Source organism: Spirillospora sp. NPDC127506 (assembly GCF_040302145.1).
Lineage (GTDB): Bacteria > Actinomycetota > Actinomycetes > Streptosporangiales > Streptosporangiaceae > Spirillospora.
Window position 1 is genome coordinate 116,957 of sequence record NZ_JBEORG010000011.1, and the last position, 24,779, is coordinate 141,735.

At 71.8% G+C, this 24,779-nt stretch carries 13 protein-coding genes; 10 read left to right on the plus strand and 3 right to left on the minus strand.

The window, feature by feature from the left end; genetic code table 11:
- Positions 1 to 278 precede the first annotated feature (278 nt).
- The 8 genes from ABTW95_RS13855 (at position 279) to ABTW95_RS13890 (ending at position 12,874) form a co-directional block, all read left to right on the plus strand.
- On the plus strand, positions 279 to 1,805 hold the full coding sequence (locus ABTW95_RS13855) for a hypothetical protein (protein ID WP_500226424.1): 1,527 nt from the start codon (positions 279 to 281) through the stop codon (positions 1,803 to 1,805).
- On the plus strand, positions 1,789 to 2,235 hold the full coding sequence (locus tag ABTW95_RS13860; protein ID WP_500226425.1) for a hypothetical protein: 447 nt from the start codon (positions 1,789 to 1,791) through the stop codon (positions 2,233 to 2,235). Before ABTW95_RS13855 ends, ABTW95_RS13860 begins: the two co-directional genes overlap by 17 nt.
- Positions 2,235 to 2,720 carry a hypothetical protein gene (locus ABTW95_RS13865; protein WP_500226426.1) on the plus strand — a complete coding sequence of 162 codons (486 nt, stop codon included), beginning with the start codon at positions 2,235 to 2,237 and terminating at the stop codon, positions 2,718 to 2,720. The genes ABTW95_RS13860 and ABTW95_RS13865 overlap by 1 nt, the downstream gene beginning before the upstream one ends.
- Positions 2,721 to 3,056: 336 nt before the next feature.
- Positions 3,057 to 3,914 carry a hypothetical protein gene (locus tag ABTW95_RS13870; RefSeq protein ID WP_500226427.1) on the plus strand — a complete coding sequence of 286 codons (858 nt, stop codon included), beginning with the start codon at positions 3,057 to 3,059 and terminating at the stop codon, positions 3,912 to 3,914.
- A gap of 295 nt (positions 3,915 to 4,209) precedes the next feature.
- Complete coding sequence (locus ABTW95_RS13875; protein WP_500226428.1) at positions 4,210 to 5,994, plus strand: PD-(D/E)XK nuclease family protein; 1,785 nt, start codon at positions 4,210 to 4,212, stop codon at positions 5,992 to 5,994.
- Positions 5,995 to 6,006: 12 nt separating this feature from the next.
- On the plus strand, positions 6,007 to 7,131 hold the full coding sequence (locus ABTW95_RS13880; RefSeq protein WP_500226429.1) for a restriction endonuclease-related protein: 1,125 nt from the start codon (positions 6,007 to 6,009) through the stop codon (positions 7,129 to 7,131).
- Positions 7,128 to 10,388, plus strand: a complete 3,261-nt coding sequence (locus ABTW95_RS13885) for a hypothetical protein (protein WP_500226430.1) — start codon at positions 7,128 to 7,130, stop codon at positions 10,386 to 10,388. The genes ABTW95_RS13880 and ABTW95_RS13885 overlap by 4 nt, the downstream gene beginning before the upstream one ends.
- Before the next feature lie 2 nt (positions 10,389 to 10,390).
- Positions 10,391 to 12,874, plus strand: coding sequence for an RNaseH domain-containing protein (locus ABTW95_RS13890; RefSeq protein WP_500226431.1), 2,484 nt, complete (start codon positions 10,391 to 10,393; stop codon positions 12,872 to 12,874).
- Between the two features lie 169 nt (positions 12,875 to 13,043).
- Here ABTW95_RS13890 and ABTW95_RS13895 read toward each other — a convergent pair whose 3' ends face one another.
- Complete coding sequence (locus ABTW95_RS13895; RefSeq protein WP_500226432.1) at positions 13,044 to 15,677, minus strand: DEAD/DEAH box helicase; 2,634 nt, start codon at positions 15,675 to 15,677, stop codon at positions 13,044 to 13,046.
- 116 nt (positions 15,678 to 15,793) lie between these two features.
- Between ABTW95_RS13895 and ABTW95_RS13900 the strand changes: the two genes are divergently transcribed.
- Both ABTW95_RS13900 and ABTW95_RS13905 read left to right on the plus strand, forming a co-directional pair.
- Complete coding sequence (locus ABTW95_RS13900; protein ID WP_500226433.1) at positions 15,794 to 18,793, plus strand: DEAD/DEAH box helicase; 3,000 nt, start codon at positions 15,794 to 15,796, stop codon at positions 18,791 to 18,793.
- A gap of 230 nt (positions 18,794 to 19,023) precedes the next feature.
- Positions 19,024 to 21,093 carry a UvrD-helicase domain-containing protein gene (locus tag ABTW95_RS13905; RefSeq protein ID WP_396454196.1) on the plus strand — a complete coding sequence of 690 codons (2,070 nt, stop codon included), beginning with the start codon at positions 19,024 to 19,026 and terminating at the stop codon, positions 21,091 to 21,093.
- On the opposite strand, the gene ABTW95_RS13910 is transcribed toward ABTW95_RS13905, so the two are convergent.
- Positions 21,071 to 22,582: a serine/threonine-protein kinase gene (locus ABTW95_RS13910; protein ID WP_500226434.1), complete on the minus strand. Its 1,512-nt coding sequence runs from the start codon at positions 22,580 to 22,582 to the stop codon at positions 21,071 to 21,073. The genes ABTW95_RS13905 and ABTW95_RS13910 overlap by 23 nt on opposite strands.
- 105 nt (positions 22,583 to 22,687) lie before the next feature.
- Entirely contained in the window at positions 22,688 to 24,685 is a 1,998-nt protein-coding gene (locus ABTW95_RS13915; protein ID WP_500226435.1) for an N-6 DNA methylase, read from the minus strand.
- Between the last annotated feature and the right edge of the window lie 94 nt (positions 24,686 to 24,779).

Consider the following 24,779-nt stretch of genomic DNA (forward strand, 5'->3'; position numbering starts at 1 on the left):
GGGACGAGCAGCCGCGTTCACGGGACAACGGCGCCCAGACCGGCGGCGGCACGTCCGTACGCGACCGTCCACCGGGACAGGCCGCAGGACGGGAGACCGATACCCACACCGAGCCTGCGGACAGACCCGCGTCATCCGCACGCCAGTACAAGCTGCCCGCCGACAATCCCGGATCACCCGGCCAGCCGTCCCGCCTGGAAAGCCGCGCCCGCGCCCGTGAGGCGCAAGAGCAGCGGAAGGCACAGGACGTTCAATACAGCGGCGGCCAGAATGCGGGCATGGGCGGGACCGACTTCGCCACCATCGAGCAGGACGCTCGGGAGCCACTAAGGGACAAGTACGGCCCGTCGATCGGCGTCGGCGAGCGGGAGGACGAAGGCGGGCACGAGTCCGCAGGCACCGATACGGCGGCGGGCGGCGACTCCGGCGGCGCGTCGTCCGGCGACCGCGACCGCCCCACGTCCCACCCCTCCGAGGAAGCGGCGGGCGGCGGTGCACCGGAGGCTGGAAGCTCACCGGACCGGGAGCATGGGCCGCTGTCCCGGCAGGACGTGTCCGAGCCCGCCGACGGCCCGACATCGCCCGGGGTGGAGCAAGACCCCAGGAGAGCGGACGAGCCCGGCGGGATCGGCGAGCACCCGCCCAGGCCGACCGAGCAGACCGGCGGCCCCCAGGAGACCGGGACGGAAACCGCCCCTGGTGCCCCAGCGCCCCGGCGACACGACGCCGAACCGGCGGGAGACGCCGAACCGGGCCCGCAGCTGCTGGACGGGCCCGCGGCGGACGACCGTACGCCCCGGCCCGAATCGGCGGAGGCATCCGTCAAGCAACCTGCCAACCAGCCGCAGGACGGTCCGGCTGGCGAGCAGACCACCGCCCCGGATCAAGGCTCGGAACAACCCTTAACAGCTGAAGAGCGGCCTCGCGCCGAGCAGGACGGGACAAGGCCGGGACCCAAGAGTGGCCAGCCCACCGAAGCCGGCGGCGATGCCACGGCCGTCCGCCGTCAGGATGCGGCTAGCGGACAAGGCAGCGAGAACCAGGACGCCCACACCAGCGACCGGCGCACCACCGACAGTGCGCCCGCGCCGTCACAAGGGGCCGGCGAAGCACCCCGGACACACGACGCCTCCGGCGAAAGCGCCAGCGATCATGGTAGGAAAGCCGAGGACGACGGCGCTGAACGGAGCCCGAACGAAACCAACGAGATGAACCCGGAGGTCACCGAACCCGGAGATGAAAGCACCCCACCCAGCCGCGACTCGGGACGATCCGGCGAGGGCGAGGGGCCCCGCAGGGACGTGGCTCCACACGAAGAAAACCCGGTAGAAACGGAGCCGAGCCGCTTCGGCGGACAGCTGCGGATGAGCGTCGACAGCGACGGCAGGCCAGTTCTTCCGAATCGCGACCCCGTCGAATCAGAGGTCGGCACGCGAGGGCGTGGTGAATTCGGAAGCCCTGAAAGCGACCCAGCTGACCGCGACCCCCGTCAGGAGGACTCCGAGCGCCTATCTCGCCGAAGAGAACTCCGCCGCGGGATCTTCGACCAGCCCGACAATGTAAAGAACTCCGTGGACACGTTGGCTGATCCGATCCGAACCAGCTTCGATCGAGTCCAGCCAACAGGTCACCATACAGGCGTCCATAATAATATGGACCAGTTCAAATCGCCTGATCATCCGTTGCAAGCAGGTAACATCGTGCTCACGGCAGCAGGCGCAACCATTATCATACTCGAAGGAACGCGCCGTGGCGCCAAGATCGTACGACAACTAATGAGGAGGGTGCATGACAATTACCGATAAGCAAGTGAACGTCTTGCGCGCTCAACTGACTGGTCAGCACGACGAACATCTTCGGCTTGTGAGGGAACTGGAACCCGGCGAAGCCAACCGAGAGTATGCGGCTCTGGTCGCCGGCGCGTTCATCGTGGCGGTCGAGCGGCGCTTCATTAGAGATGGGAAGTTCGCGGACGAGTCGGAAGTAATCGATTTTGTCGCACAAGTCCGCGCAAAAAGTCCCGAGATGCCGGACGTTATCGACCCGGAACTCGCGGAGAGCTTGATACTTCATCTACTCGAAAGGGGGTCGGTCAAGGAGGCCGATGCGGATAGGAAGTTCGGGCATCAACTCGTCCTACTGGCCGCACTAGCGGGCGAGGCGCAACTTGCCGATGACGCACTCGAAGCATTTATTTCCGAGGCTCGCTCGATCGCCGAGGACTTGCTCGAGTAATGGACTACTCGCTCGTCGAGATCCGCGAGGAGAACATCCTCGCGTTGCGGGCGTTCCTGCTGGAGGGGCCGCAGGCTTGGGTTCCTCTGCAAGACGAGATGCAGAAGGACGACGAGACGGCAGCCGGGTACAACGCTCTGCTGTTCGGGGCGTTCGAGGTCGCGGTGCGGCGAAGGTTCGCGCCGACCTACACCGTAGGCGAGATCGTCCGCCTCGTCGCCGACCTGCGGATGAGGCTCGGCGAGGACGCTGACGTAATCGACCCGCTCGTCGCCGAGGACATTATCCGTCGTGCTGTCGACGCACCTCCGTTCAAGGCCGATGTGCCAAACGACCTAAGAGCCGCTGTGATAGCTCAGGTCTACATACTGCTTTACCTCGTCGGCGAGGCGGACTTCGATCGGGCGGGTCTGGAGCAGTTCATCGAAGAGGCCACCGCCTACACCGAGCAGTGGCTTGCGGCACGGCAAAGCGAGCAGCGATAGACGACCGCTGCGCAGGGCGTCTCCACCAGCTCGAAGACCGGCCGGACTTCCGTGTCAGGCCGACCAGTCGGTCGTGATTCTCACGACAACGGGTCACCTGAGCTCGGTTGAACGAAACGGTTTCAGGGGGCCCGTGGATGGGCGCATGAGGGCCTGGAAGTGGCGGACGATCCCCAACGACCGGCGAATGCCGGCCGAAGGTCTGGGGACGTACGGCAGACTAAACGCGAGCGAAATGATCGGCGAAGGCTTTGCGGAGTGGCGGCCCACCCCTCATCCGCGTTCGACATCCACGGCCATCGGTCGGTTCATCGACGAGCACTTCAAAGGTAAGCGATGACGAGTATCATCCCGCCGCTGAGCAGTTGCGACTCCTGCATCCGATTGAAGTGGGTTCCGGATCCGGACTATGACCCCGATAAGAGCCGCGACCCGCTGGACACGGGGTCCATCTACTTCTGCGAAGCGTTCCCGGACGGGATTCCCAAGGACATCAGCCGCCTGGGATTCGACCATCGGCTTCCATACCCCGCGGACGGCGGTGTTCGTCACGAACTCCGCCCGGACAGGGCGAATATTCTCGCTTCCTTCGAGCGGGAGACTCCCCTCGGCGTTCGTACCAGGGATGTCAGCGCGAGCGCCCGGGAGTGGATGCGGCAGGTGACCGTGCTGAAGGGGCGTCGGCTCAGACTCGCCGAATCTCTCATGGACGCGAAGGAACTCGCCGTGCCGGTCCGGGGTGACGGCAGACCGGCGACCTGGGATTTCGACGACTTCCGCATGCTCGGAGTGAGCAGTACAGGCCCGATCGAACTCGACTTCGATGAGTCCAGCGATTTCAGGGGGTGGAGCGCCAGTTCCCTGGAGCAGATCTCTACCGAGGTCGGTGAAGACGTGCTGCTGTACGTCGACAAGAAAGGGCCGCTGCTTCCCGTAGGCGCACTCCGGAGCTTCAACTTCTCCCTGTTCCGCGCGGCACGAGAGGCTTCCATCGAGCGGCTGCGTGAGGAGTTCCCCGATACCTTGGTCTACCGGCCGGAGGGAGAACGTCTGGCCTTCACATCGCTGCTGGCGCTTGAGGCCGCGAGAGGGTCCGGCGCCAAATGGGAGATGGTACGCGGCCGGGAACTGCTGGTGGAGGGCGAGGTGGCCCTCGATCCCGGGTACCCGCATCAAGTATTCCTGGAGCCGTAGTTCGACGGGACTCGGGTCGCCGCTCCGTATGACAGCTGTGGTGTCGGCGGTAGTCCACCCCGAACTTGCCACGCGTCTCGTCGCGCCACCGGACGGGGCAGCCCGGCCGGGCACACGGAGCATGGGCTCCCGCATCACGAGCCCGGCCTCGATGGTCTGCCGAGACCAACGCCGGCGGCGATCAGCAGGGTGACGCGGGGCAAGACAGGGCGGCCACAGTCAGCCGCTCCGGCACTGTGTGCATTTTTCCTCAAACTCTAGGTTGATTGAGTTCACGTGTGCTCTACTTGACGCCATGACATTACAACGTTGGACTACGCCTGACGGGTTTCGCGGCGAGCCGCACGTCATCCGGCTCTCGGCGAGCGCGCTCGACCTGGACGGCAGGCACTGCCCCCAGCACACCGCTCTCAAGGCCCGGCCTCTGCTCCGGCCGCGCGTGTACGAGAAGCGCCGGTATGCGCCCTGGGAGACGTTCCCGCTGGGCTTGGTCCAGGCCGCGCTCGACCTGGTCGAGTACCGGGACATGACCGCCGACGCCGCCGTGGACAGCGTCGTCAGCGGGAACCGTTCGGCTGTTCATCCCGGCGTCGTGGTCTGGGTGAGGCACGCCTGCGACGCCTATCTCCAGGCCGCCGAATGGATCGCGGACGACCTCGAGGCGCAGGGGGTCGCGCTCGTCCCCGACCAGCTCCCCCGGGTCGTCCAGTACGAGTCGGCGGCGGAGCGGCGGATGCTCACCGCGTGGGGGCGCTGGTACGCGTCGGCGGACGGCGACGTCCGCGAGTTCCGGCGGCTGCGGATGGGGCGCGCCGGAGAGCGCGACGCCCCCTCCAACCAGGCGCTGGCCTTCGTGGCGGCGGCGGGGCAGCGCGCCTCCGGGAACGTCTACCGGGACATACCGGTCAGCGTCGTTCCCGACGAGCGCGAACCGTCGCGGGTTCGGGTGGTGGAGGTGGTGCTGGCCGCCGGGGTGCGGCCCCGGGTCCTCGTGGACGACACGCCAGCCGAGATCCGCCGCGGCTACCGGGAGAAGACCCGGCACCTCGTCACCGACATCGTGTTCGCCGACGTCAAGCGGCCGGGCTCCGACTGCGCCGGCTGCAAGGCGCGGGCGTCCTGTGACGCGCTGCCGCACGCGCCGGGGCTGCTGGGGATCGACGGCGGCGGCACGCATCGCCGCACGTGGTCGGTCACGACCGGACGGCAGTATCTCGTCTGCCCCGCGCAGGCCCACCTCCGCGAACTGCATCTTCCGGCGGCGACCTGGTCGGACGGTTCGGCGGCGCGGCGCGGCCGGGCCGTCCACCGGTGGCTGGAGGCGGCGCACAGCCGGGTCCCCGCCCGCGCGTGCACCCCGGCCGACCTCCCGGACGGCGACGCGGACGACCTCGGCCTGGCGGCGGCGGTCATGACGCCCGAGGAGTACCGGGAGGCGCGGCCGTACCTGGTCGCTCACCTCGCGTCCTGCTCCCTGGGGGCGGGTGGCCACGTCACCGCGGAGCCGACCGTCGCGGCCTATGACCCGGCGGCGGACGTGGTGGTCATCGCCTATCCCGACCTGATCCGCGACATCGGCGGCCGCGTCGTGTACCGGGAGCAGAAGACGACTCTGGTGGCCGTGCCGGGCGGTGACGCCGGCGAGGTGTTCGCGCGGGTGCCGCAGCTGGCGCTGGCCGTGCGGCTGATCGAGCACGGCGTCCTCGGCGGGGACGGGACCGGCACCGTCGAGCTGGAGACGTTGACGCCGGAGTCGGCGGAGGTCCTGTCGTTCGACGCCGCCGACCCGGCCGTGCGGGAGGCGGCCGCGCGGGAGATCAGGCGGATGGTGTCCGGGTGGCACGCCGACAGCGTGTTCAGGCCCGACCCGGGTTCCTGGTGCCGGACCTGCCCGGTCGCGCAGTGGTGTCCCGACCGTGCCCCCGCCGACCCGAAGGCCCCGATCGTCGTGGACGGCGTGCGCATCGACCCCCGGACCGGAGAGGTCCTGAACGCGGCGGGGCCGGTGAGCGATCGCGCCGGAGCGGTGTCCGACGGCATCGCCGACCCCGGCGCGGACGATGAGCCGCCCCCGTTCTGAGGAGCCCGGACCATGGCGAACACGGTGAACGATGCGCCGGTGGCGCTGGAACGCGCGGTGACGGCGGCGATCCGGGCCGGTCACGCCTGGAGCGTCCGGCGGGAGCGGCCGGAGGCGTGGGCGGAGATCGCCCGGATGACCGGCGTGATCATGCGGGCGTGCGGACCCGGCCGTGGCCCGGCGACGCCGGCCGAGCTGGTCGCGGCGCTCCGCCGGCCGCTCGGAACATGGCTGCCCGGCTGCGACGCCGCGGCCCGGGACCTGGTCGTCCTCGACGGGGACGACCAGCTGACCGACGCGACGTTCGAGATCGGCTGCGACTACACCGCCGAGGTCCTGGCCGGCCAGGACGACCCGGGGGCCGGCTGGCTGCCGGGGTGGCGGGTGCATCGTGCCGAGCAGATCGAGAAGGCCGCCTTCCAGGCGCTTCTCGCCGGCGGCGACGAGGAGTACAGCCGGGGACGGCGGTTCATCACCGAGCACCCGGCGGGGGTGCTCACCGAACTGGTGGCGGCGAGGAGCGAACTCGGCCTGCCGCCGCTCGTCCCCTACGGGGAGATCCCGGGTGAGCGGCAGCGGGACGGGTCGTGGTGGCCGTGTCCGGTCTGCCGGTGGCCGATGCGGGTTCGCGGGGCGATGGTCCGCTGCGACTTCCCTCGCCACGAGGCCGTCTACACGGTGTCGTCCGCACCGCCGTCGCTGCAGCCGGCCGGTGGGGCCAGGCGTGCGTCGAAGAGGCGTCCGGTGGACGGCGCCGTGTGCGTCGACGAGTCGGTGTGGCGGTTCATCGTCGTGCCCGGTGTGGTCGAGGTCCGGCTGCACGACCGGATCGCCGCGCTGCCCGGTGTGCGCGCCGAGTTGTATCCGCGCAAGGACCTGTACGACATCCGGGTCACGTCGGCAGGAGACGGGACGTGGGAGTTCACGCTGGACGTCAAGGACTACGCGTCCGCCCGCGCGCTGGCCCGCAAGCTGGAGGAGCGGCCGATCGCCGCCGACCACCTCGTCCTGCCGCGCTACCGCAGCGACCAGGCCGGTGAGTTGCGGCGCCTGCTCCCCGGCACCGGCGTCAGCACGGAGGACCAGATCTACCGCCGGATCCGGCGGGTCGCCTCGAGTGATGGGAGGCCACGATGAGCCGCCCGGGCGGAGGAGGGCGCCGCGCGCGTGAGCGCACCTCCATCTCGTGCGCGCTGGCGTTGAGCGAGGCGTTCTTCCCCCAGCCGGACGGCACCGTGTCGGAGGCGCACGCCCATTTGCTGCTCACCGGGCGGATCGACGCGTGGCCCGGTTACTGGGATTTGGACGAGGGCGACCGGCAGAGGGTGTGCGCACTGCTGCGGCACCGTCCGGACGAACTCGCCAGCGGGGAGTTCTTCGCGTCCGCGCTGAGGAGGGCCGCCGAATCCGGGTGCCTGGCGGGCTACCACGGGCAGGCCGGCGAACCGTTCAAGCCCGACCACGGCCTGCCCGCGCTGGAGCACGCGGACAGGTTGCTGGACGACCTGCGCCGGCTGCACCGCGACGGCGCCAGGGTCACCGGCACCGCCGCCCCCGGCCGGTACAGGACGATCCTGCGCACCGGGCCGCACGGAGCCGCGACGCCCACGACCCGCGCCGTCTACGACCTGGCCGACTTGAGCCCGCAACCCCGGACGGCGTTGCCGGTAGCGGACGCCCCGCGTCTGGACGAGGTGGTCTTCGAAGCCGATCGCCTGCGGGACATGGCCCGGCGCATCGACGCCGTCCGCGGCGAGCGGCACCGGCTGCCGCGGATCAACGAACTGTTCGCCAGGCTCGTCGACGGGAAGGGGGACGCCGCCGGCGATGCGCTGCGCATCGGCGCCGGCGGGCTCACCAAGATCCTCCAGGCGCCGACCGGGTTCGGCAAGTCGGTGCTGCTGGAAGTCATGGGGACGCTCGCCGCCGAACGGCATCTGCCGGCCGCGCTCGTCGTCCCGACCCGTGCCGCGGCGCTGCGCTTGGCGTACCGCATCGAGAGCAACCTGTCGTTGCTCGGGATCCCGGCGTCCTGCACGCCGCTGCTGTCGCCGGCCAGGCTGATGGACGACGCGCAGAAGGCCGCGGTCGACGACCCGGACGGGTTCGGCGCCTGGGCGTACGAGCGGCTGTCCTACGGATGCGCGCTCGCGGCGTCCGCCGAGACCGACGCGGACGTGGAGGCGTGGCGGCCGGGGCACGAACCGTGCCGCGACCTGCGCGAGGCCCGTCCGGGCGGGGACGACCGGCCGGGCAGCCCGCGCGCCTGCCCGTGGCTCGCCGGGTGCGGCAAGTTCCGGCTGATGCGGGAGGCCGCCGGCGCCGACGTCATCGTCACCGCTCACCAGACGTTCTTCACCGGGCGGATGCACATCCCGCTCGAAGCCTCCGGCGGGGCGGCGCCCGCGACGTCGGACCGGCTCAGCGTGGAGGAGTTCCTGCTGCGCCGCTGCCGGCTCATCGCCATCGACGAACTGGACCAGTTCCAGGCGGCGGTGATCGGCCGCAGCGCCCGGCATCTCGTCCTCGCGGACGGGCCGAACACCACGCCGCTGCACACGCTGGAGGACGAGTTCCGCACCGCGTTCGGGCAGGTGCCCGCCGAGATCGACGGGGCGGTCCGCCCGATCCTGTCTGATCTGCAGCTGCTGTCCATGGGATACGCGGCGAGCCTCGCGCACGGCTGGCTCCAGCCGGTCAGGGCGCACCGGCCGGGGTGGCGCACCGACCACTGGATCGTCCCGCGCGGCCAGGACGCGTGGATCACCGCGCGGCTCCTCGGGCTCGCCCCGGACGAGCGGGACGTCGCGCCGGAGGAGACGCAGGCACTCCATGACCTCTACACCGGTTCCGTCTCCGACGCGGCCGGCGCGCTGCGGCTCGCCGGAGTCTCCGAAGCCGACCGGGAAGGTGTCCTCGGTGAGATCGCCTCGATCCTGCGGGCGATCTCGGCGGGTTGCCGGGACGCCATCCTGCCGGCGCATCTGGCGCGGCTCGCCCGGCTGCTGGAGCCGGTCGTGCCGGACGACCGCGAGCGCGGCGCCCTCACCGAGCGCATGGTCCGCCGCGCCTACCTGGAGCCGCTGCGCCTGCGGCTCCAGGAGCTGTTCGTCCACACCTCGCACCTGCGGGCGGTCGGCGCCGAGTCCGCCGAGCAGGTCGCCGACGCGCTCGGCGGGCTGACGACGTGGACGGCGATGCCCGGCAGCCCGCTCGGCCGGCTGTTCCTGGCGTTCAAGGAGCGCCACGACCCCGAGTCGCCGCGGCAGTCGAAGCTGTCGATGGCCGCCTTCGGCGGCGACCCCCACGGGTACGTGCTGTATCTCGGGGAACTCACCGCGCGTGCGCGCGCCGGGGTGCCGAGGGCGGTCCTCGGGCTGTCGGCGACCTCCTATTTCCCCGGTGCGCCGCACCACCATGTGCACACCGCGCCCACGTGGAGTGTGCCCGACACCGACCCGACCGGGGTGACCGTCCTCCCGGCGCAGGCGTTCACCGGCGACCGGACGCCGATCCGGGTCTCGGGCGTCCAGGGGCGGCAGCGGGAGCTGAACCTGCGGGAGCTGGGCGAGTCCTTGCATCGCGCGAGTCTCCAGCCGGAACTGGATCGGCTGGCCGCGAACCGGGACCGGGCGGGGACGCCGGGGCGTGACTTGATCCTGGTCGCCACGACCTCCTACGCGAGTTGCCTCGACCTCGCCGAAGGGATGGTGCGGGCGGGCGCCGCGTCCGGTTCGCTGTGCGTCGTCGCCAGGCAGGACGACGAGCACGTGATGGCCGACTCGCGCTGGCACACGCTCACCGCGGACGAGGTGGAGCAGTTCCCGTCGACGGGGGCCCGCATCCTGATCGCGCCGCTGGCCACCGTGGAGCGCGGGGTCAACATCCTGGACGGGGCGGTCTCCGCGTTGGGCGCCATCTATCTCGTCGTCCGGCCCATCCCGATCATCGACGAGCCGACCGAACTGCTCGCCCACATCAACCACCGGCTGTGGGCGGAGCAGCGGCGGCGCGACGACGAGCCGCTCGACCGGCTCAGGCGGCGCATCAGCCGGGCGGGCCGGCACTTCGACGAGGTGGTGCGGTCGGCGCAGTTCTTCCGGTCGCAGCCGGGCTGGGTGCAGCACGGCGTCGTCGCCGAGATCGTCATCGGGCTCGTCCAGCTGGTCGGCCGGGCCCGCCGCGGCGGCACCCCCGGCAAGGTGTACCTGGTCGACCACGCCTTCTTCGACACGCGCGGCAGGTCGGACCTGCCGCACCTCATCCGCGAACTGCGGGAGGCGTGGGCCGCGTCCGGCGAGCTCGACCGCCTGCTGCGCCTCTACGGCCCCACCCTGCGGGCCTTCTTCGAATTCGCCGACCGGCGCGCGGCCGGTCCCTCCCCCGAGGAGTGACGATGTTGCAGACGTCCGCTTTCCGGCTTCCCGCCGAGACGCTCGGCGACCTGTGGGTGTATCCCCTGCCCGCCGGGGTCATGGACGCCCTCTCCGACCTGGGCAAGCGGTGGCGCGGCAGGAACGACCGCGCCCGTGCGCCGCACGCGTCGCTGGCCAACGCGCTGTCCGCGACGACGGGGCGTCCCGTGCTCATCCTCCCCCGGACCCGGCGGCGGGACGGTGACGTCCTGCTGGTGACAACGGAGCCGATCGACCCGGGCATCCTCGGTATCGCCGTCCGGGAGTGGGAGCGGCTGTGCCGCGGCTCGGACACGAACGTGCTGGCGCCGCTGCTGGCCGGGGTCGCCCCGCTGCGGACATCCCTCGGCGACGCCGTGGCGCGGCCGGCCGCCGGGCGAGTGGCCCCGGAGCCGTGGATCTTCCGGGTGCTGCACTGGGTCGTGGCGCGGCGCCTGGCCGCCCGGCCCGTCGCCTTCGACGGGCGCGAGGTACCGTTCCGGCTCGACAGCGCCGGCTCCCTCGTCGCCTGGGACGACCCGGTCACCAGGCCGCGGCGGGGGCGGGAGGACGCGCGGGCGCTGATGCGGGTCACCCCGCACATCAAGACGGTGCCGGGCGTCGGCGATCTCGTGTGCGTCCTCGATGCGAGCCTCACGCGCCTGCACGACCGGCTCTACGACGTCCGGAAGGTGTGGATCGACCACGGCCGGGACCACGGCGGCGGCGCCCTTCTGCGGCTCCCGGTCGGATACCGCAAGGGGCCGGACGGCGGGTGGAGCGTCCTCGGCGACTTCAGCGCCGACATCGTCACGGCCTGCGGCTTGGACGCGCTGCCCTGGGGGCCGGACGTGCTGCGCGAGCATCCGGACCGCGTCCGGGCGGGGCGGGCGACCAGCGCCGAGCACCCGATCGGCTCCGGGGTCGGGCCGCGGACGTATCTGCGGCTCGGCGAGCACGCCGCGGAACTGCTGAACGCCGAACCGCTCACGTACCGGCCGTTCACCGGGCCGGGCAAGAGCGCGCGCCGCATGGAGGTGCGGGTCAGGGCGTCGGCCGACGGCTCACGCCTCGGCGCGGACGCGCTGGACGCCGCCATCGGCGCGGCCGGGCACGGGCGCCTCCGCATCGTCACGCTGACCGGGACGCCCGAGATGCGAAGGCGGCTGCGGGGAGAGCTGGAGAAGTACCGCCACGCCGAGGTGCCCGGCCTCACACCCGAACTGGGAGTCGCGCAGCGGCTCACCCGGCGCGCCGAGGTCGTCGGCTACGACGTCGCGGCGCTGCTGCGCGATGACCGGCCGGACGCTCCGGACCTGCTCTCCCAGGCACCGATGCTGAAAGCCGAACCGGGGACTCTCGTCCTGGCGCTGGTCGAGACCATCTACCCCGCGGAGGAGGACGAGGGCGTGCCCGACGCCAAGCGGCCGCTCCGGCGGGCGCTGGCCGGGCTCGGGGTCGCCTCACAGTTCGTCGCGGCACGGCCGGCGGCGGACGAGCGGGACCATCCGGCCGAGGCGGCGCTCAAGGACCTGATGCGGGTCGGCGGCTTCAGCGACGGCCGGCTCCGGGACGCCACCGTCATGCAGCCCTACGCGCTGGACCGACCGGTCCGGCTCGTCGGCGTGCACGTGCGGCGGCAGAACGCCGCCGCGGCCAAGGCACGGCCCACGCTCGTGGCATCGCTGGTGGCGGTGCACGCCGATCCCGATCCGTCGCGGCCGTGGGACATGCACATGTACGTCCCCGGCCGTGGATGGCGTCCGCACGCCGAGGGCGTCGCGGCCTTCCACGCCGGGCCCATCGGGGCGGAGATCAGCCGCGAGCAGGCGTCCTTCGAGGAACTGCGCGACCTCGTCGACCAGGCCCTGGACACGCTTCCCCGGCTGGACGAGGACCCGGTCGTCGTGATGATCGACGCGGACGCGAGCCGCCGCGTGTGGTCCGGGCTCAGCAACCCGGGACTCGGGGCCGGCACGCTCCCCGGCGACGGGCTTCCGGACGCCGGCGGCATCACGGTCGTGCGGGTCTGCGCGGACGACCACGAGATCCCGCGTCCCGTGCACCGGGCGGCCGGCGGGCGGCGGCCCGCCGATCCGGGGCAGCCCGCCAAGCCGGACGGGCGGATCTACGTCCACGAAGGGGACGACGGCACGCGGAGCTGGCTGCTGGGGCGGACGTCGAAGACCTACGAGTCCGGGGCCGACGGCCGGTGCGGAGCCGCGTACACGCGCTTCACTCTGCCGCCGGAGAAGAAGGCGCTGCAAGGCAAGCCGTGGCACTCGTTCACGGGCACCGAGTTCGTGGTCGCGCGAGCCGGGCGGCTCCCGGAGGAGGCCGCCGTGTCGCTCGCCGCACGGCTGTGCGCGCAGCCGGTCTCCTGGGACGGCCGCACGCGCTGGCCCGTCCCGCTTCACATGGCCCGAATCGCCGACGAGGACCACCCGTCCTACCGGTCGGAGGCCGACCACCCCGGCACCGGCTGAGATCCATGACCGCCCGGGGCGGGTCGACGTCCAAGGGACGATCCGCGCGCCGGCGAGCGGGCAGCCGGCGGTGGCGGAGCAAGGGTGACCGGCCTGTCGATGCCGGCGGTGACGGTCAGGGTGGGAGCCGGGCGTCGTGGGTGCGCGCGGTCTCGTGCACGCGGCGCCCCTACGGGGGCGGGGGAGGCTGGGAGAAGAGGCGTTCGCGTTCGGCGGCTATGACCTCGCGGGCCAGGTCGGCTTCGGAGATGTCGACGGCTTCGGGGGCGCTGGCGGCGGTCTCGCTGATGCGCGCGAACTCGTCGAACAGCTCCCGTTTGCGGGCGAGGATCTCGGTGACGCGCAGATCGACTCCTTCTTCGGACAGGAGGCGGTGGACCTGCACTGATTCGAGCTGCCCCATTCTGTGCGCCCGCGCGATCGCCTGCCATTCGGTCGTGGGCTTCAGCTGGGGTTCGCAGATGACGACCACCGAGGCGGCCTGGATGTTCAGGCCGACGCCTCCGGCGACGATCTGGGCGACGAGGACGGCGCCGTGGCCGGCCGCGGAGAACCGGTCGACTATCGACTGCCGCGCGGCGGCGGGCACCGAGCCGGTCAGCGGGCCGAAGACCTCGCCTGGAAGCACCTGAACCAGCCTGTCGAGCACCGCGCGGAAATGGGAGAAGACGATGACGCGGCGTCCGTTGTCCTCCGCTTCGGCGACGATCTCGATGAGCCGCTGGACCTTCTCTGACGTGTTCTGCAGCATCGCCGCCTGCCGCATCGTCATGAAGTTGCCCTCGGAGACGGCCTTCCGGTAGGCGAGGGAGTCCTCGTGCGACATCGGGAGCCATTCCTCGACCTCGACGAGTTCGGGCAGCTCCGTGAGCACGTCTTCCTGGTTGCGCCGCAGGTACGCCGGCGCCACCTGGCGGCGGAAGCGGCGCGGCGCGAGTTCCTCGGCGTCCACCAGCAGGTCGGGGCGCAGGTAGCCGACGAGGTTGCGGAACTCGTCGATGCGGTTCTCCAGCGGGGTCCCGGTGAGGAGGAGCGCGCGGTCGGCGGCGTTCATCACGCGCCTCGTCCGGCGGGTGCGGTTGGCGGACGGGTTCTTGATGTAGTGGGCCTCGTCGACGACGACGCAGCCGAGGCCGGGCATCGGGGCGGCGTTCTCGAACCAGGCGAGCGTCTCGAACGTGGTCACCGCCACTCCCCCGTTGCGGGCCCAGTCGCGTGCCGCGCCCTCGCGGCCCGGCCCGTGCACCCGGTGGGGGCGGAGCGACGACTTCGCGGAGATTTCGCGGACCCAGTTGGTCACCACCGCCGCCGGGCACACCACGACCGAATGGTGGTGGCCCTTGGCCCGCAGGTGGGCGAGGACGGCGAGGGCCTCCACGGTCTTGCCCAGGCCCATCTCGTCGCCGATGATCACCTTGCGCTGGACGAGCGCGAATCGCGCGCCGAAGCTCTGGTAGCCGCGCAGTGACGCCGACAGGTACTCGGTGTCGAGCTGGAGGCGGCGGACCGCTTCGACGATGTCGTCGGGGAGGTCCCCGTGCGCCTTCTGCTCGTCCTCGGTCAGGAAGCCCAGCTCGGACAGCATGGCGAAATAGTCGGCGGGACGGCTCGTGAAGTCGTCCCAGGGGTCGCCCGGCGCCGCGCCGCCCGCGCCCGTGACGGAGCGGGCGCGGCGGCCGACCGCGGCGACCGTCTCCCGGAAGTCCGCGAGCTGCGAGCCGGCGGCGAAGACGATGAGGTGACTGACGTCGGCGGTGAGAGCCGACGCGAGCGGCGCCAGCGCTCGGGCTCGCGCGATGTCGGTCGTGGCGCCCTTCGTCCCGCGCACGGCGTCCCACGCCCCGAGGCGGCGGAGCAGCTCGGTCGTCTCGGCGGTGCGGTTCTTGATGTCGATGCGGACCGGCATCTCGTCGTAGGTGACCTGCCACAGCGTCTGCGCGGCGCCGCGCATCCGGGCGGCCGTGGTGGGTCCGATGCCGGGCAGGTGCTCCAGCCGGGCGCCGAAATCCAGCACGGACTGGACGGTGGTGAACCCCGCGTCGGTCAGGGGGCCGATGCGTAGCCGGTCGCGTGTGGCGTCCTTGAGGCGCTCCACCGGCATGTCCGCCAGCATGCGCCGGGTCTCGGACATGCGGACGGCCTGCCCGGCGGACACGGCGGCCGCGCGGAAGCGGGCCTCGTCCCGGAGCGCGGCCTCGATGGCTCTGATCGAGTCCGGCAGGTCCGCGACCACCGTGCGGGGGACGACCTCCATCGGCTGCCCCAGGTCCGCGATCCGCGGGCCGAGGCCGACCCAGTCGGCGAGCGCGTCGGCGACGTCGACCTGGGCGATCCCGTTGGGCGGCGAGTCGAGGCGCTGCAGAAGGTGCGGGACACCGGCGGAGGCGCCCCACGCGCGGTAGGCCCAGAGGAACCGCGCCGCGCCCTCGCCCGTCTCGCGCTTGGCTCGGCCACTGAGAAGCCGCCGGGCGCCGAACAGGGCTTTCGCGTCGTGCAGCGCTCGCGCGACCTCGGAGTCGAGACGGCGGAGCGTCTCCTCCTCGCCGGGCGCCAGGGGCGGCTGGTGCAGCGCTCGGGCGGTCTGCGCCAGGAGCCGGCCGTCGGCCGGGCGCAGCGGCATGGCGCGCCAGGCGACCGTCCCGTCCCATCCGACGTTCACGACGGCCCGGCGGAGCGCCCCCGCGGCACTGTCGGCGGCCGAGGCGATCTCGTCGCGGTGCGCGAGGACGGCGCGGGCCCGGCCGGCCCAGCCGGCGACCTCGTCGCGTGCGCCGCGGAGGTGCTGTCGTTCGTTTCGTTCCATGCCAGAGCGTCGGTAGGTCTTTGCGGAGATGAGCCCCGAACGCCGACACTGGGCCCGGAACCTGACTTGCCGGATCTCAGAGTAGCGGCCGCCCGCCGTCCACCAGGGAGTCTTCAGTGCTGCTTGAGGAGCTTGAGCCGGGCCTGCGCATCGAGGGGCTCATCCCCGCCGAGGTGCTGACCGTCATCGCCGTGCAGTGGCACGGCGCCGATGCGCTCGAACTCACCTACAAGGCGGCGGACGGCTCCCTCGGGCAGCGGGTGGTCTTCCGGAAGGACGAGGGCGGGCTCCGCGTCGCGCGGTCCGGCGGCCGCGCCTTCGACGCGCCCGCACGGGACTTCCGGCTCGCGGCGGAGGCGCAGCGCATCACGCTGGCGGGCCTGTCCGACCCGATGCTCGCGGTCACGACCAGCGACGTGCGGCCGCTGCCGCACCAGATCCGGGCGGTGTACGGGGAGCTGCTGCCGCGCACGCCGCTGCGGTTCCTGCTGGCCGACGACCCGGGCGCCGGAAAGACGATCATGGGCGGGCTCTACGCCAAGGAGCTCATCCTGCGCGACGACGTGAAGCGCTGCCTGATCGTCGCGCCGGGCGGGCTGGTCGAGCAGTGGCAGGACGAGCTGTTCTTCAAGTTCGGCCTCCGGTTCGCCCTCCTGACCAACCAGCTCGCCGACGCGCACGCCGGAGCCGGCGCGTTCGAGCGCAACCCGCTGCTCATCGCGCGGATGGACCAGCTGTCCCGCAACGAGCGGCTGCAGGAGCTGCTGAAGGAGACCGAGTGGGACCTGGTGATCGTCGACGAGGCGCACCGGATGGGGGCCCACTACTTCGGCGGGAGGGTGGAGAAGACCAAGCGGTTCCAGCTCGGCGAGCTGCTCGGCGGCCTGACCCGCCACCTGCTGCTGATGACCGCGACCCCGCATTCGGGCAAGGAGGAGGACTTCCAGCTCTTCCTCACCCTGCTGGACCGGGACAGGTTCGAGGGCAGGAGCAGGGCGCCCGCCGACACCGGCGGGATCATGCGCCGCATGATCAAGGAGGATCTGCTGACCTTCGAGGGCAGGAAGCTGTTCCCGGAGCGGATCGCCGAGACCGTCCCCTACCGGCTCACCGAGCTGGAGTACGACCTCTACGAGCGGGTCACGTCCTACGTGCGCGAAGGGATGAACCGGGCCGAGCGGGTCGGCGGGAAGCGGCGGAACACGGTCGGGTTCGCGCTGACGGTCCTCCAGCGGCGCCTGGCGTCCAGTCCCGAGGCGATCTACCGGAGCCTCGTCCGCAGGTCGGCGCGGCTGCAGCGCAAGAGGCAGGAGATCCTCGACGGCACCTACCGGGAGGCCGAGCCCCCACTCGACCTGAAAGGGCTGGACGCCGACGAGTACAGCGCCGGGGAGGTCGAGGAACTCGAAGAGGAACTGCTCGACGCCGCCACCGCCGCGCGGACGGTCGCCGAACTCGACGCCGAACTGCGGGAGCTCGCCGAGCTGACCGCGGCCGCCGAGCGGGTCCGGCGCCAGGGCACCGACCGCAAGTGGGCCGAACTGTCCGCGATCCTGCGGGACAACGCGCTCACCACGGACGCGGACGGCCGGCCGCGGAAGTTCATCATCTTCACCGAGCACCGCGACACCCTCGGCTACCTGACCGCGCGCATCGGCTCGCTGATCGGCGCGCCGGGCGCCGTCGCGGCCATCCACGGCGGCGTCCCCCGGATCGAGCGCCGCCGGATCACCGAGGAGTTCACCCGGAACCCCGGCTGCCGCGTCCTGGTCGCCACCGACGCCGCCGGCGAGGGCCTGAACCTGCAGGCCGCCCACCTGATGGTCAACTACGACCTGCCGTGGAACCCCAACCGCATCGAGCAGCGGTTCGGCCGCATCCACCGCATCGGCCAGGAGGAGGTCTGCCGGCTGTGGAACCTCGTCGCGTCCAACACGCGCGAGGGCGAGGTGTTCACCCGGCTGCTCCTCAAGATCGAGGAGCAGCGGCGGGCGTACGGCGGCAGGGTCTTCGACGTCCTCGGCGAGGCCTTCACGGAGACCCCGCTCCGGGACCTCCTCATGGAGGCCGTCCAGTACGGCGAACGCCCCGAGGTGAAGGCCAGGATGCACCAGGTCATCGACCACTCGGTCGGCGACGGCCTCCGGGAGCTGCTCGCCGAGCGGGCGCTGGCGGCGGAGCACCTCGCCGACGCCGACCTCGCCGAGCTGCGGGCGGCGATGGACGACGCCCGCGCCCGCAGGCTCCGGCCCCACCACGTCGAGGCGGCCTTCAAGGAGGCGTTCGCCAGGCTCGGCGGGCGCATGGTCCCGCGCGGGCGAGGGCAGTACGAGATCGTCGACGTCCCCCCTCACATCCGGGCGGGCGGGCGAGGTCCCGTCTTCGGCCGCTACGAGCGGGTCGCGTTCGACCTGTCCCTCGTCCCGCCGGACGGCTCCGCGCACGTCGACCTGCTCGCCCCCGGGCATCCGCTGCACGACGCGGTGATGGAGCAGACGCTCCGGCACCTCGGCGGCGCCCTGAACGCCGGCACCGTTCTGGTGTCCCCGGCGCTGCGGGAGCCGCACCTCCTCGTCGGCGTCGTCGAGGAGGTCGCGGACGGCACCGGCGCCTCCATCGCCCGGCGCTTCGGCCATGCCTACGTCGACAGGTCCGGAACGGTCGTCCCCGCCGGGCCGGCGCCGTACCTGGACCACGCCGCCGCCCCGGACTCGCCCGCGGTGAGCAGGGCGAAGGCGCTGCCGTGGCCGGCCGACGCCGAAGAGCGCGCGAAGAGCTGGATCATCGCCCACCGGTTGCCGGCGTATCTCGCCGAGGTCCGGACCCGGCGGTCGGCCGAGCTGGCCCGGACCCGGGAACTCGTCACCGGGCGGCTCGAAGGGGAACGCGACCGGCTCCTCGCCGAGGCGGCCGCCGCGGCGGACAGGGAGCGCGCCGGCGAGAAGCCGAAGCAGTCGTCGGAGAGCCTCCGCCGCAAGGCGGTCGAGATCGACCAGCGGCTCCGCGGCCGGCTGGCGCTGCTCGACCGGCAGGCCCAGATGTCCACCAAGCCGCCGCTCATCGTGACCTCCGCACTCGTCCTGCCGAGCGCCATGGTCGATGGCCGCGCCGTCTGACGATCAGCGGGCGAGAGGATCAGCGGGCGAACGAAGAGGATGCCCTGCCGAGCCGGCGGCGTCCACCGGCATCGGGTGATTCGTCGAGGGCCTCCGCCGTGGTGGTCGAGTTCCGGGGTTGTCCGGAGGCGGCCGGGGGGTTGTACGGGGTTCAATCTTCTCGGAGGCCGGGGGCTCCTAGGATGTTCGGACCTGACAGCGTGTCAGGGCTGGTGGAAGGACGGTGCGGGGTGGCTCAGCTTGCTATTGCGGATTCGTTCATGCCGCAGTACGCCAAGTTGGAGCCGAAAGTGCGCAAGGGCGTGGAGGCGGCGATCGCGAAGTTCGCCGAGCACACCCATGCGGGGCTGCACCTGGAGAAGCTCAACAACGCCAAGGACCCGCGGATCCGGACGATCCGGATCGACCAGTTCTGGCGCGGGGTGGTGCTGGCGCCGGAGAAGGGCGACGTGTACTGCCTGCTCGCCGTGATGGCGCATGACGACGCGATCGCGTGGGCGAGGAGCCGGAAGTTCTCGGTCAACCAGGCGATCGGCGTGCTGGAGGTGCGGGACCAGGTCGCGATCGAGGAGATGTCGCCGGCGCTGGAGAAGGTCGCGGAGGGGACGAACTACCGGCTGCTGGGCCATGTGTTCGACAGAGATCTGGTGCGGCTCGGGATCGATGAGGAGCTGATCCCGGTCGTCAAGCTGCTGACCGAAGAGGCCCATCTGCAGGCGATGGAGAAACTGCTTCCCGAGCCGCAGTACATCGCTCTGCTGGCGCTGGCGCAGGGCATGAACGTGCAGCAGGCGTGGGAAGAGGTCGCGCAGTGCCTGCCGGTGGAGGAAAAGCCGGCGGCCGTCGATCCCGACGACCTGGTCACCGCGATGCGCAGGACGCCGGGCAAGGTCGTCTTCGTCAACGGGCCCGAAGAACTGCGCGAGGTGCTGGCCCATCCTTTCGACACTTGGCGGATTTTCCTGCATCCGGTGCAGAGCCGCGTGGCGCTCCGGGCCTCGTACAGCGGGCCGGCCCAGGTGACCGGTGGGGCCGGTACGGGGAAGACCGTCACGGCATTGCACCGGGCGAAGTTCCTCGCGTCCAAAGGCGGGCGCGTTCTGCTGACCACGTTCACGCGGAACCTGGCGGAGGCGCTGGAGAAGCAGCTTGGGCTGCTCGTGGACGATCCGGAGGTGCGGGAACGGATTCACGTGAAGAACGTGGACTCCGTTTCCTACGGAATCGTGGGGCGGCATCACAAGCCCGTCATCGCCGGTCCGGACGTGCTCGACCCGCTGTGGGAGGAGGCGGCGGACGGGACGCCGTTCTCGCCGTCCTTCCTCGACCGGGAATGGGAGCAGATCATCCTCGCTCAGGAGATCGAGAGCGAGGAAGGCTACCTCGCGTGCACGCGGACGGGGCGCGGCGTCCCGCTGGGGAAGGCGCAGCGGTCGGTGGTGTGGCGGGCGGTCCGGCACGTGGTGGACGGGCTCGCCGCGGAAGGGAAGTCGACATTCCCGCAGCTCGCCAACGAGGCGGCGGATCTGGTGGAGGGGCCCGAGTACGACCATGTGATCGTCGACGAGGCCCAGGACATCCACCCCACTCAGTGGCGGCTGCTGCGCCGGCTGGTGCCCGTGGGGCCGGACGACCTGTTCGTCGTCGGGGACCCGCACCAGCGGATCTACGACAGCCACGTCTCGCTGACGAGCCTCGGCATCAACGTGCGCGGCCGCAGCACGAAGCTGAAGATCAACTATCGGACCACGCAGGAGATCCTCGCCTGGTCGGTGCCGCTCCTGGGGCTCTCACCGGCCCAGGGCCTCGATGACTCCGCGGACACGCTGGACGGGTACCGCTCCCCCATCCACGGGCGGCGGCCGGTGGTCAGGGCCTACCCGGACGCGGACGCGGAGCTGGACGGGCTCGTCGCGCAGGTCCGGAGCTGGCTCGACGACGGGGTGGAGCCCAGCGCGATCGGGGTCGCGCATCGGTACGGGTGGGTCGTGAAGAAGGCCGTCAAGCGGCTGAAGGAGCAGGGCGTCCCCGCATACCAGGTGCCCAGCAAGTCGGCGGGCGTGCAGGTCGGGACCATGCACCGGATGAAGGGCCTTGAGTTCCGGTGCATCGCCGTCATCGGCGCCGATGAGAACTCGCTTCCCTCGGCGCAGGCGATCACGCCCGAGGACGAGGACCCGAAGGCGCACGCGCAGGACGTCCAGAAGGAGCGGTGCCTGCTGTTCGTGGCGTGCACGCGAGCGCGCGACCATCTCTACGTGTCGTACGCGGGGTCGCCTAGCCCGTTCCTGCCTGGCTGAGGTCGTACAGGAGGGTCCGCAGGCCGACCGCCTGCGGGTGGTCGTCGCCGTACAGGCCGGTTATGTCGGCCAGGAGGTCGGTGAGCTCCTTGTGGGCCTCGTCCGTGCGGCCCGCGGCCAGCTTGAGGCGGGCCACGCGTTCGCGGATGCGCAGGGTCAGGGCGTCGTAGGGGCTGCCCGGGGAGACGTCGTCCAGGAGTTCCTGCAGGTGGGCGAGGGCGGTGTCGGTTGCGCCGAGGTGGGCCTGGCTGACCGCCTCCTGTTCGCGGCAGTTCAGCACCTGCGGGTCGTCCGGCCCGTAGAACTCCGACAGGGTCACGGCGGCGGCGCGGTAGGCGTAGACGGCGCGGCGGTAGTCACCGCCCTGGAAGAGGGCCTCTGCGAGATCCAGGCGGAGACCCATGTACTCGGGGTCGTCCTCCCCCAGGGCCAGGCGAGCGGGTTCGGTCAGGCCGGACAGGAGTTCCGCCGCCTGGGTGTAGCGGCCCGCCTCCGCCAGGTCGCCTGCTTCCGCGCGCGCTTGGACGACCTCGTCGAACGTGGGCAGTTCCACCGGTTCTTCGGGACGGGCCACGGGTGCCGTGCCGGTGATCCGGATGCGGCTGACGGCGGTCGAGTACAGGTGCGGCGGGACGAACGTGTCCACGATTCCCGGCAGCGGCTCCAGGGACGAGACGAACTCCAGGAGGCGGTGGTAGACCTCGTCGGCGTTGGCCGGGCGGTCGCCCGGTTGCTTGGCGAGGAGCTGCATGACGAGGGCGTCGAGCGCGGGCGGAACGTCCGGGCGCAGGACGCGCAGCGAGGTCGGAGGCTCCTCCTCATGGCGGCGCAGCACCTCGTAGGGCGTCTTCCCGGGGAAGACCTGGCGGCCGGACAGCATCTCGTAGAGGACGCAGCCGAGCGAGTACAGGTCGCTCTGCGGGCTGGGGCTGCCGTACACCTGCTCCATGGCCGTGTACCCGGGCGTGTAGGGGGCGCCGAGGCCGGTGGTGGTGCGGCGTACATCGCCTGGCCCGAGACCCACCGCCGCACCGAAATCAAGGACTTTGACCGATCCGTCCGGGCACAGCATCAGGTTGCTGGGCTTGAGGTCCCGGTGCACGAGAGGACGCTGGTGCGCGACGTTCAGCACCGCGCACACCTGGGCGGCTATCAGCGACGCCCACGAGACGGAGAGGCGCTCCTCGGCGTCCAGGACGTGGTCGACGGTCGTGCCCCCGACGTACTGCATCACCAGGTAGAAGCATCCGTCGTGGCTGCCGAAGTCGTACACGGTCGGGACGCCCGGATGCTCGAACCAGGCCGTGCTGCGGGCCTCCTGCTCGAACCGGCCGACGAGCGACTCGTCGGACACGCGGGTGAACTTGACGGCCAGGCGCCGGTCGAGGAAGCGGTCGTAGGCGCGCCACACCTCGCCCATCCCGCCGCGCCCGATCGCCTGATCGAGCTCGTACCGTTCGCGTTCTCCGAGGAGATCGCCCCGTCGCAACGCCCACCTCCACTTGCCCGTGCAGGCAGCGTACCGGCGTCGCCCGGCGGGCGGCGGGCGCCCGCGGAAGCGGCCCGAACCGCCGTGCGGCGCGGCGGCGGCGCGTCAGCCGGACGGGCGGAGCGTCCCGGCGCCGAGCCCTTCGAGGCCGAGGCGCAGGACGTCGGCGCCGAGGCGGGACGTCTCCCGGAGGGCGGCCTCGAGCTCGGTGAGCTTGCGGAACGCCCTGCCGAGTTCGACCTGCTCGTCCAGGGTGAGGCGGGGCAGCCGGGCGCGGCGCACGTCGAAGCGCGCGGACGAGGTCGAGCTGCGGAGCGCGGCGCCCCGCGCGCCCAGCAGCAGCCAGCCGGAGATGAAGTCGGGGTCGGTCCGGGACGGTTCCGCGCGCACGATGGCCAGGCCCGTGCCGAGCACCGCGCCAGGCTCGGTGATCACCCGCGCCACCGGATGGCGTGCGGCGAGCGACACGACGACGTCGCCGCTCTCAAGGCGCACATGGTCGTCGTCCGGTGCGGCCCTCCCCGAGGGTTCCCGCCCTGCCGCGAGGTCGTCCAGGGTGAGGACGGGCACGTTGCCCCCGCCCATCCGCACCTTGGCCGGGGGCCGGAGAACCTGCAGCACACCTGCCTTGGCCAGTTCACCGACCGTCGTCATGGGGACGTCGGCCGGCGCGGAGGTCTGCACTAGGGACGACAACTCGGCGGCCACTCGCGGCAGCTCCGCGACCTTCTTCTCCAGGATGTCGCGTGCGGCGACGAACGAGCCTTCGCCCCTGGGCGCGCTCCGCTGCGGCAGGTAGCGGGCGGGGGTCAGGTCGACCTCGTCGTCCAGCAGGTCGATGATGCGCACGACGACGCCGGAGTCGGCGTTGACGGGCTTGCCCTTCTCGTAGCGGCGCCACGCGTCCAGGGCCGTCTTGCGGAAGTTCTCGGGGTCGGCCGAAGTGTCGACCATCAGGACATCGTCCGCCGGGGTGTCCCCGGGGGACGGACGGCGGAGAACCCACACCGCCAAGGCGACCGCCATGTTCGGCACCGCGCCCGGGGGCAGGCCGATGACGGCACGCAGCGTCCCGCGGCGGAGCAGTTCGGAACGGACACGGCGTCCGGAACGACGGTTCGCGACAGCCGGGGGCATGAGCAGGACGACATGGCCCCCTGGCTCGACGTGGGCGAGACCGTGCTGGAGCCACGCCAGTTCGGATTCCATGCGCGGCGGGAGCCCGTACTCCCAGCGCGGGTCGCCGGTCAGCTGCTCGTAGCCCCATCCCCGGTCGTTGAAGGGCGGGTTGGAGACGACAAGGTCGACCGTCCGTCCGGGGAAGGCGTCCGCGAGGAGGGAGTCTCCGGCGCAGACCTCGGCCGGGGCGCCGCGCAGCGCGAGCTGTATCGCGGACATGCGCGCGGTCGTGTCGTCGATCTCCTGCCCGAGGAGCCGCTCGGCGTCCTTGAACATCTCCTGGGCGGCCTTGAGGTACGTGCCCGTCCCGCAGGCGGGGTCGAGCACCGTGCGCGCGGGGCCGCCGAGTTCGAGCATCAGCCGCACGACCGGTTCCGGCGTCAGGTACACGCGGCGGCTGTGGTGCTCCAGGTAGCGGGTGCGCAGGAACTCGAACGTCTCGGCGACGCCCAGCTCGTCCACGAGCTGGGACAGGGCGCGGACCAGCGGGGCGGACGAGGGCGGCGCCAGGCCGGCCCCGGCCGGCCCCCGGACGGTCTCGGGCAGCGCGCGGACGGCTTCGGGCAGGGCGGCGGCGACCTCGTCGTCCGGTGCGTCCGCCAGGCCGGCCCAGCGGCCGGGCTCGGTGCGGAGCCGCAGCAGGAAGGCGCCGGCGAAGGTGAGGACGTCGGCGAGCTCCATGTCCCCCGAGGCGGCGGCGCGGAGGGTCTGCCAGACGCGTTCGCGGACGGGCGAGTCGGCCAGCTTCCCCTGCCCGCGGAGCCACTCCTCCACCTCGGCGAGGGAGAACGTCGGGCTGACCGCCGTCCCGCCGACGGGCTGCGGGAAGTCGTCGTGGCGGCGGCGCCAGTTGCTCACGGCCGCGCGGCCGACCGCGGCCAGGCGGGCGATGTCCGCCGCGGTCACCGTCGCATCGTTCGACACCAGCACTCCCATCAGCCGACGTGCACGATGACCTCACCCTAGCGCCTATCACGCCGGTTGATCTGGTTCACGTCACCTGTGACCGGCATCTCCG

Coding starts and splice junctions, on each gene's coding strand:
- ABTW95_RS13865 (WP_500226426.1), top strand. CDS start 2,235: ATGGACTACTCGCTCGTCGAGATCCGCGAGGAGAACATCCTCGCGTTG.
- ABTW95_RS13880 (WP_500226429.1), top strand. CDS start 6,007: ATGGCGAACACGGTGAACGATGCGCCGGTGGCGCTGGAACGCGCGGTG.
- ABTW95_RS13855 (WP_500226424.1), top strand. CDS start 279: ATGGGCGGGACCGACTTCGCCACCATCGAGCAGGACGCTCGGGAGCCA.
- ABTW95_RS13875 (WP_500226428.1), top strand. CDS start 4,210: ATGACATTACAACGTTGGACTACGCCTGACGGGTTTCGCGGCGAGCCG.
- ABTW95_RS13890 (WP_500226431.1), top strand. CDS start 10,391: ATGTTGCAGACGTCCGCTTTCCGGCTTCCCGCCGAGACGCTCGGCGAC.
- ABTW95_RS13870 (WP_500226427.1), top strand. CDS start 3,057: ATGACGAGTATCATCCCGCCGCTGAGCAGTTGCGACTCCTGCATCCGA.
- ABTW95_RS13885 (WP_500226430.1), top strand. CDS start 7,128: ATGAGCCGCCCGGGCGGAGGAGGGCGCCGCGCGCGTGAGCGCACCTCC.
- ABTW95_RS13895 (WP_500226432.1), bottom strand. CDS start 15,677: ATGGAACGAAACGAACGACAGCACCTCCGCGGCGCACGCGACGAGGTC.
- ABTW95_RS13860 (WP_500226425.1), top strand. CDS start 1,789: ATGACAATTACCGATAAGCAAGTGAACGTCTTGCGCGCTCAACTGACT.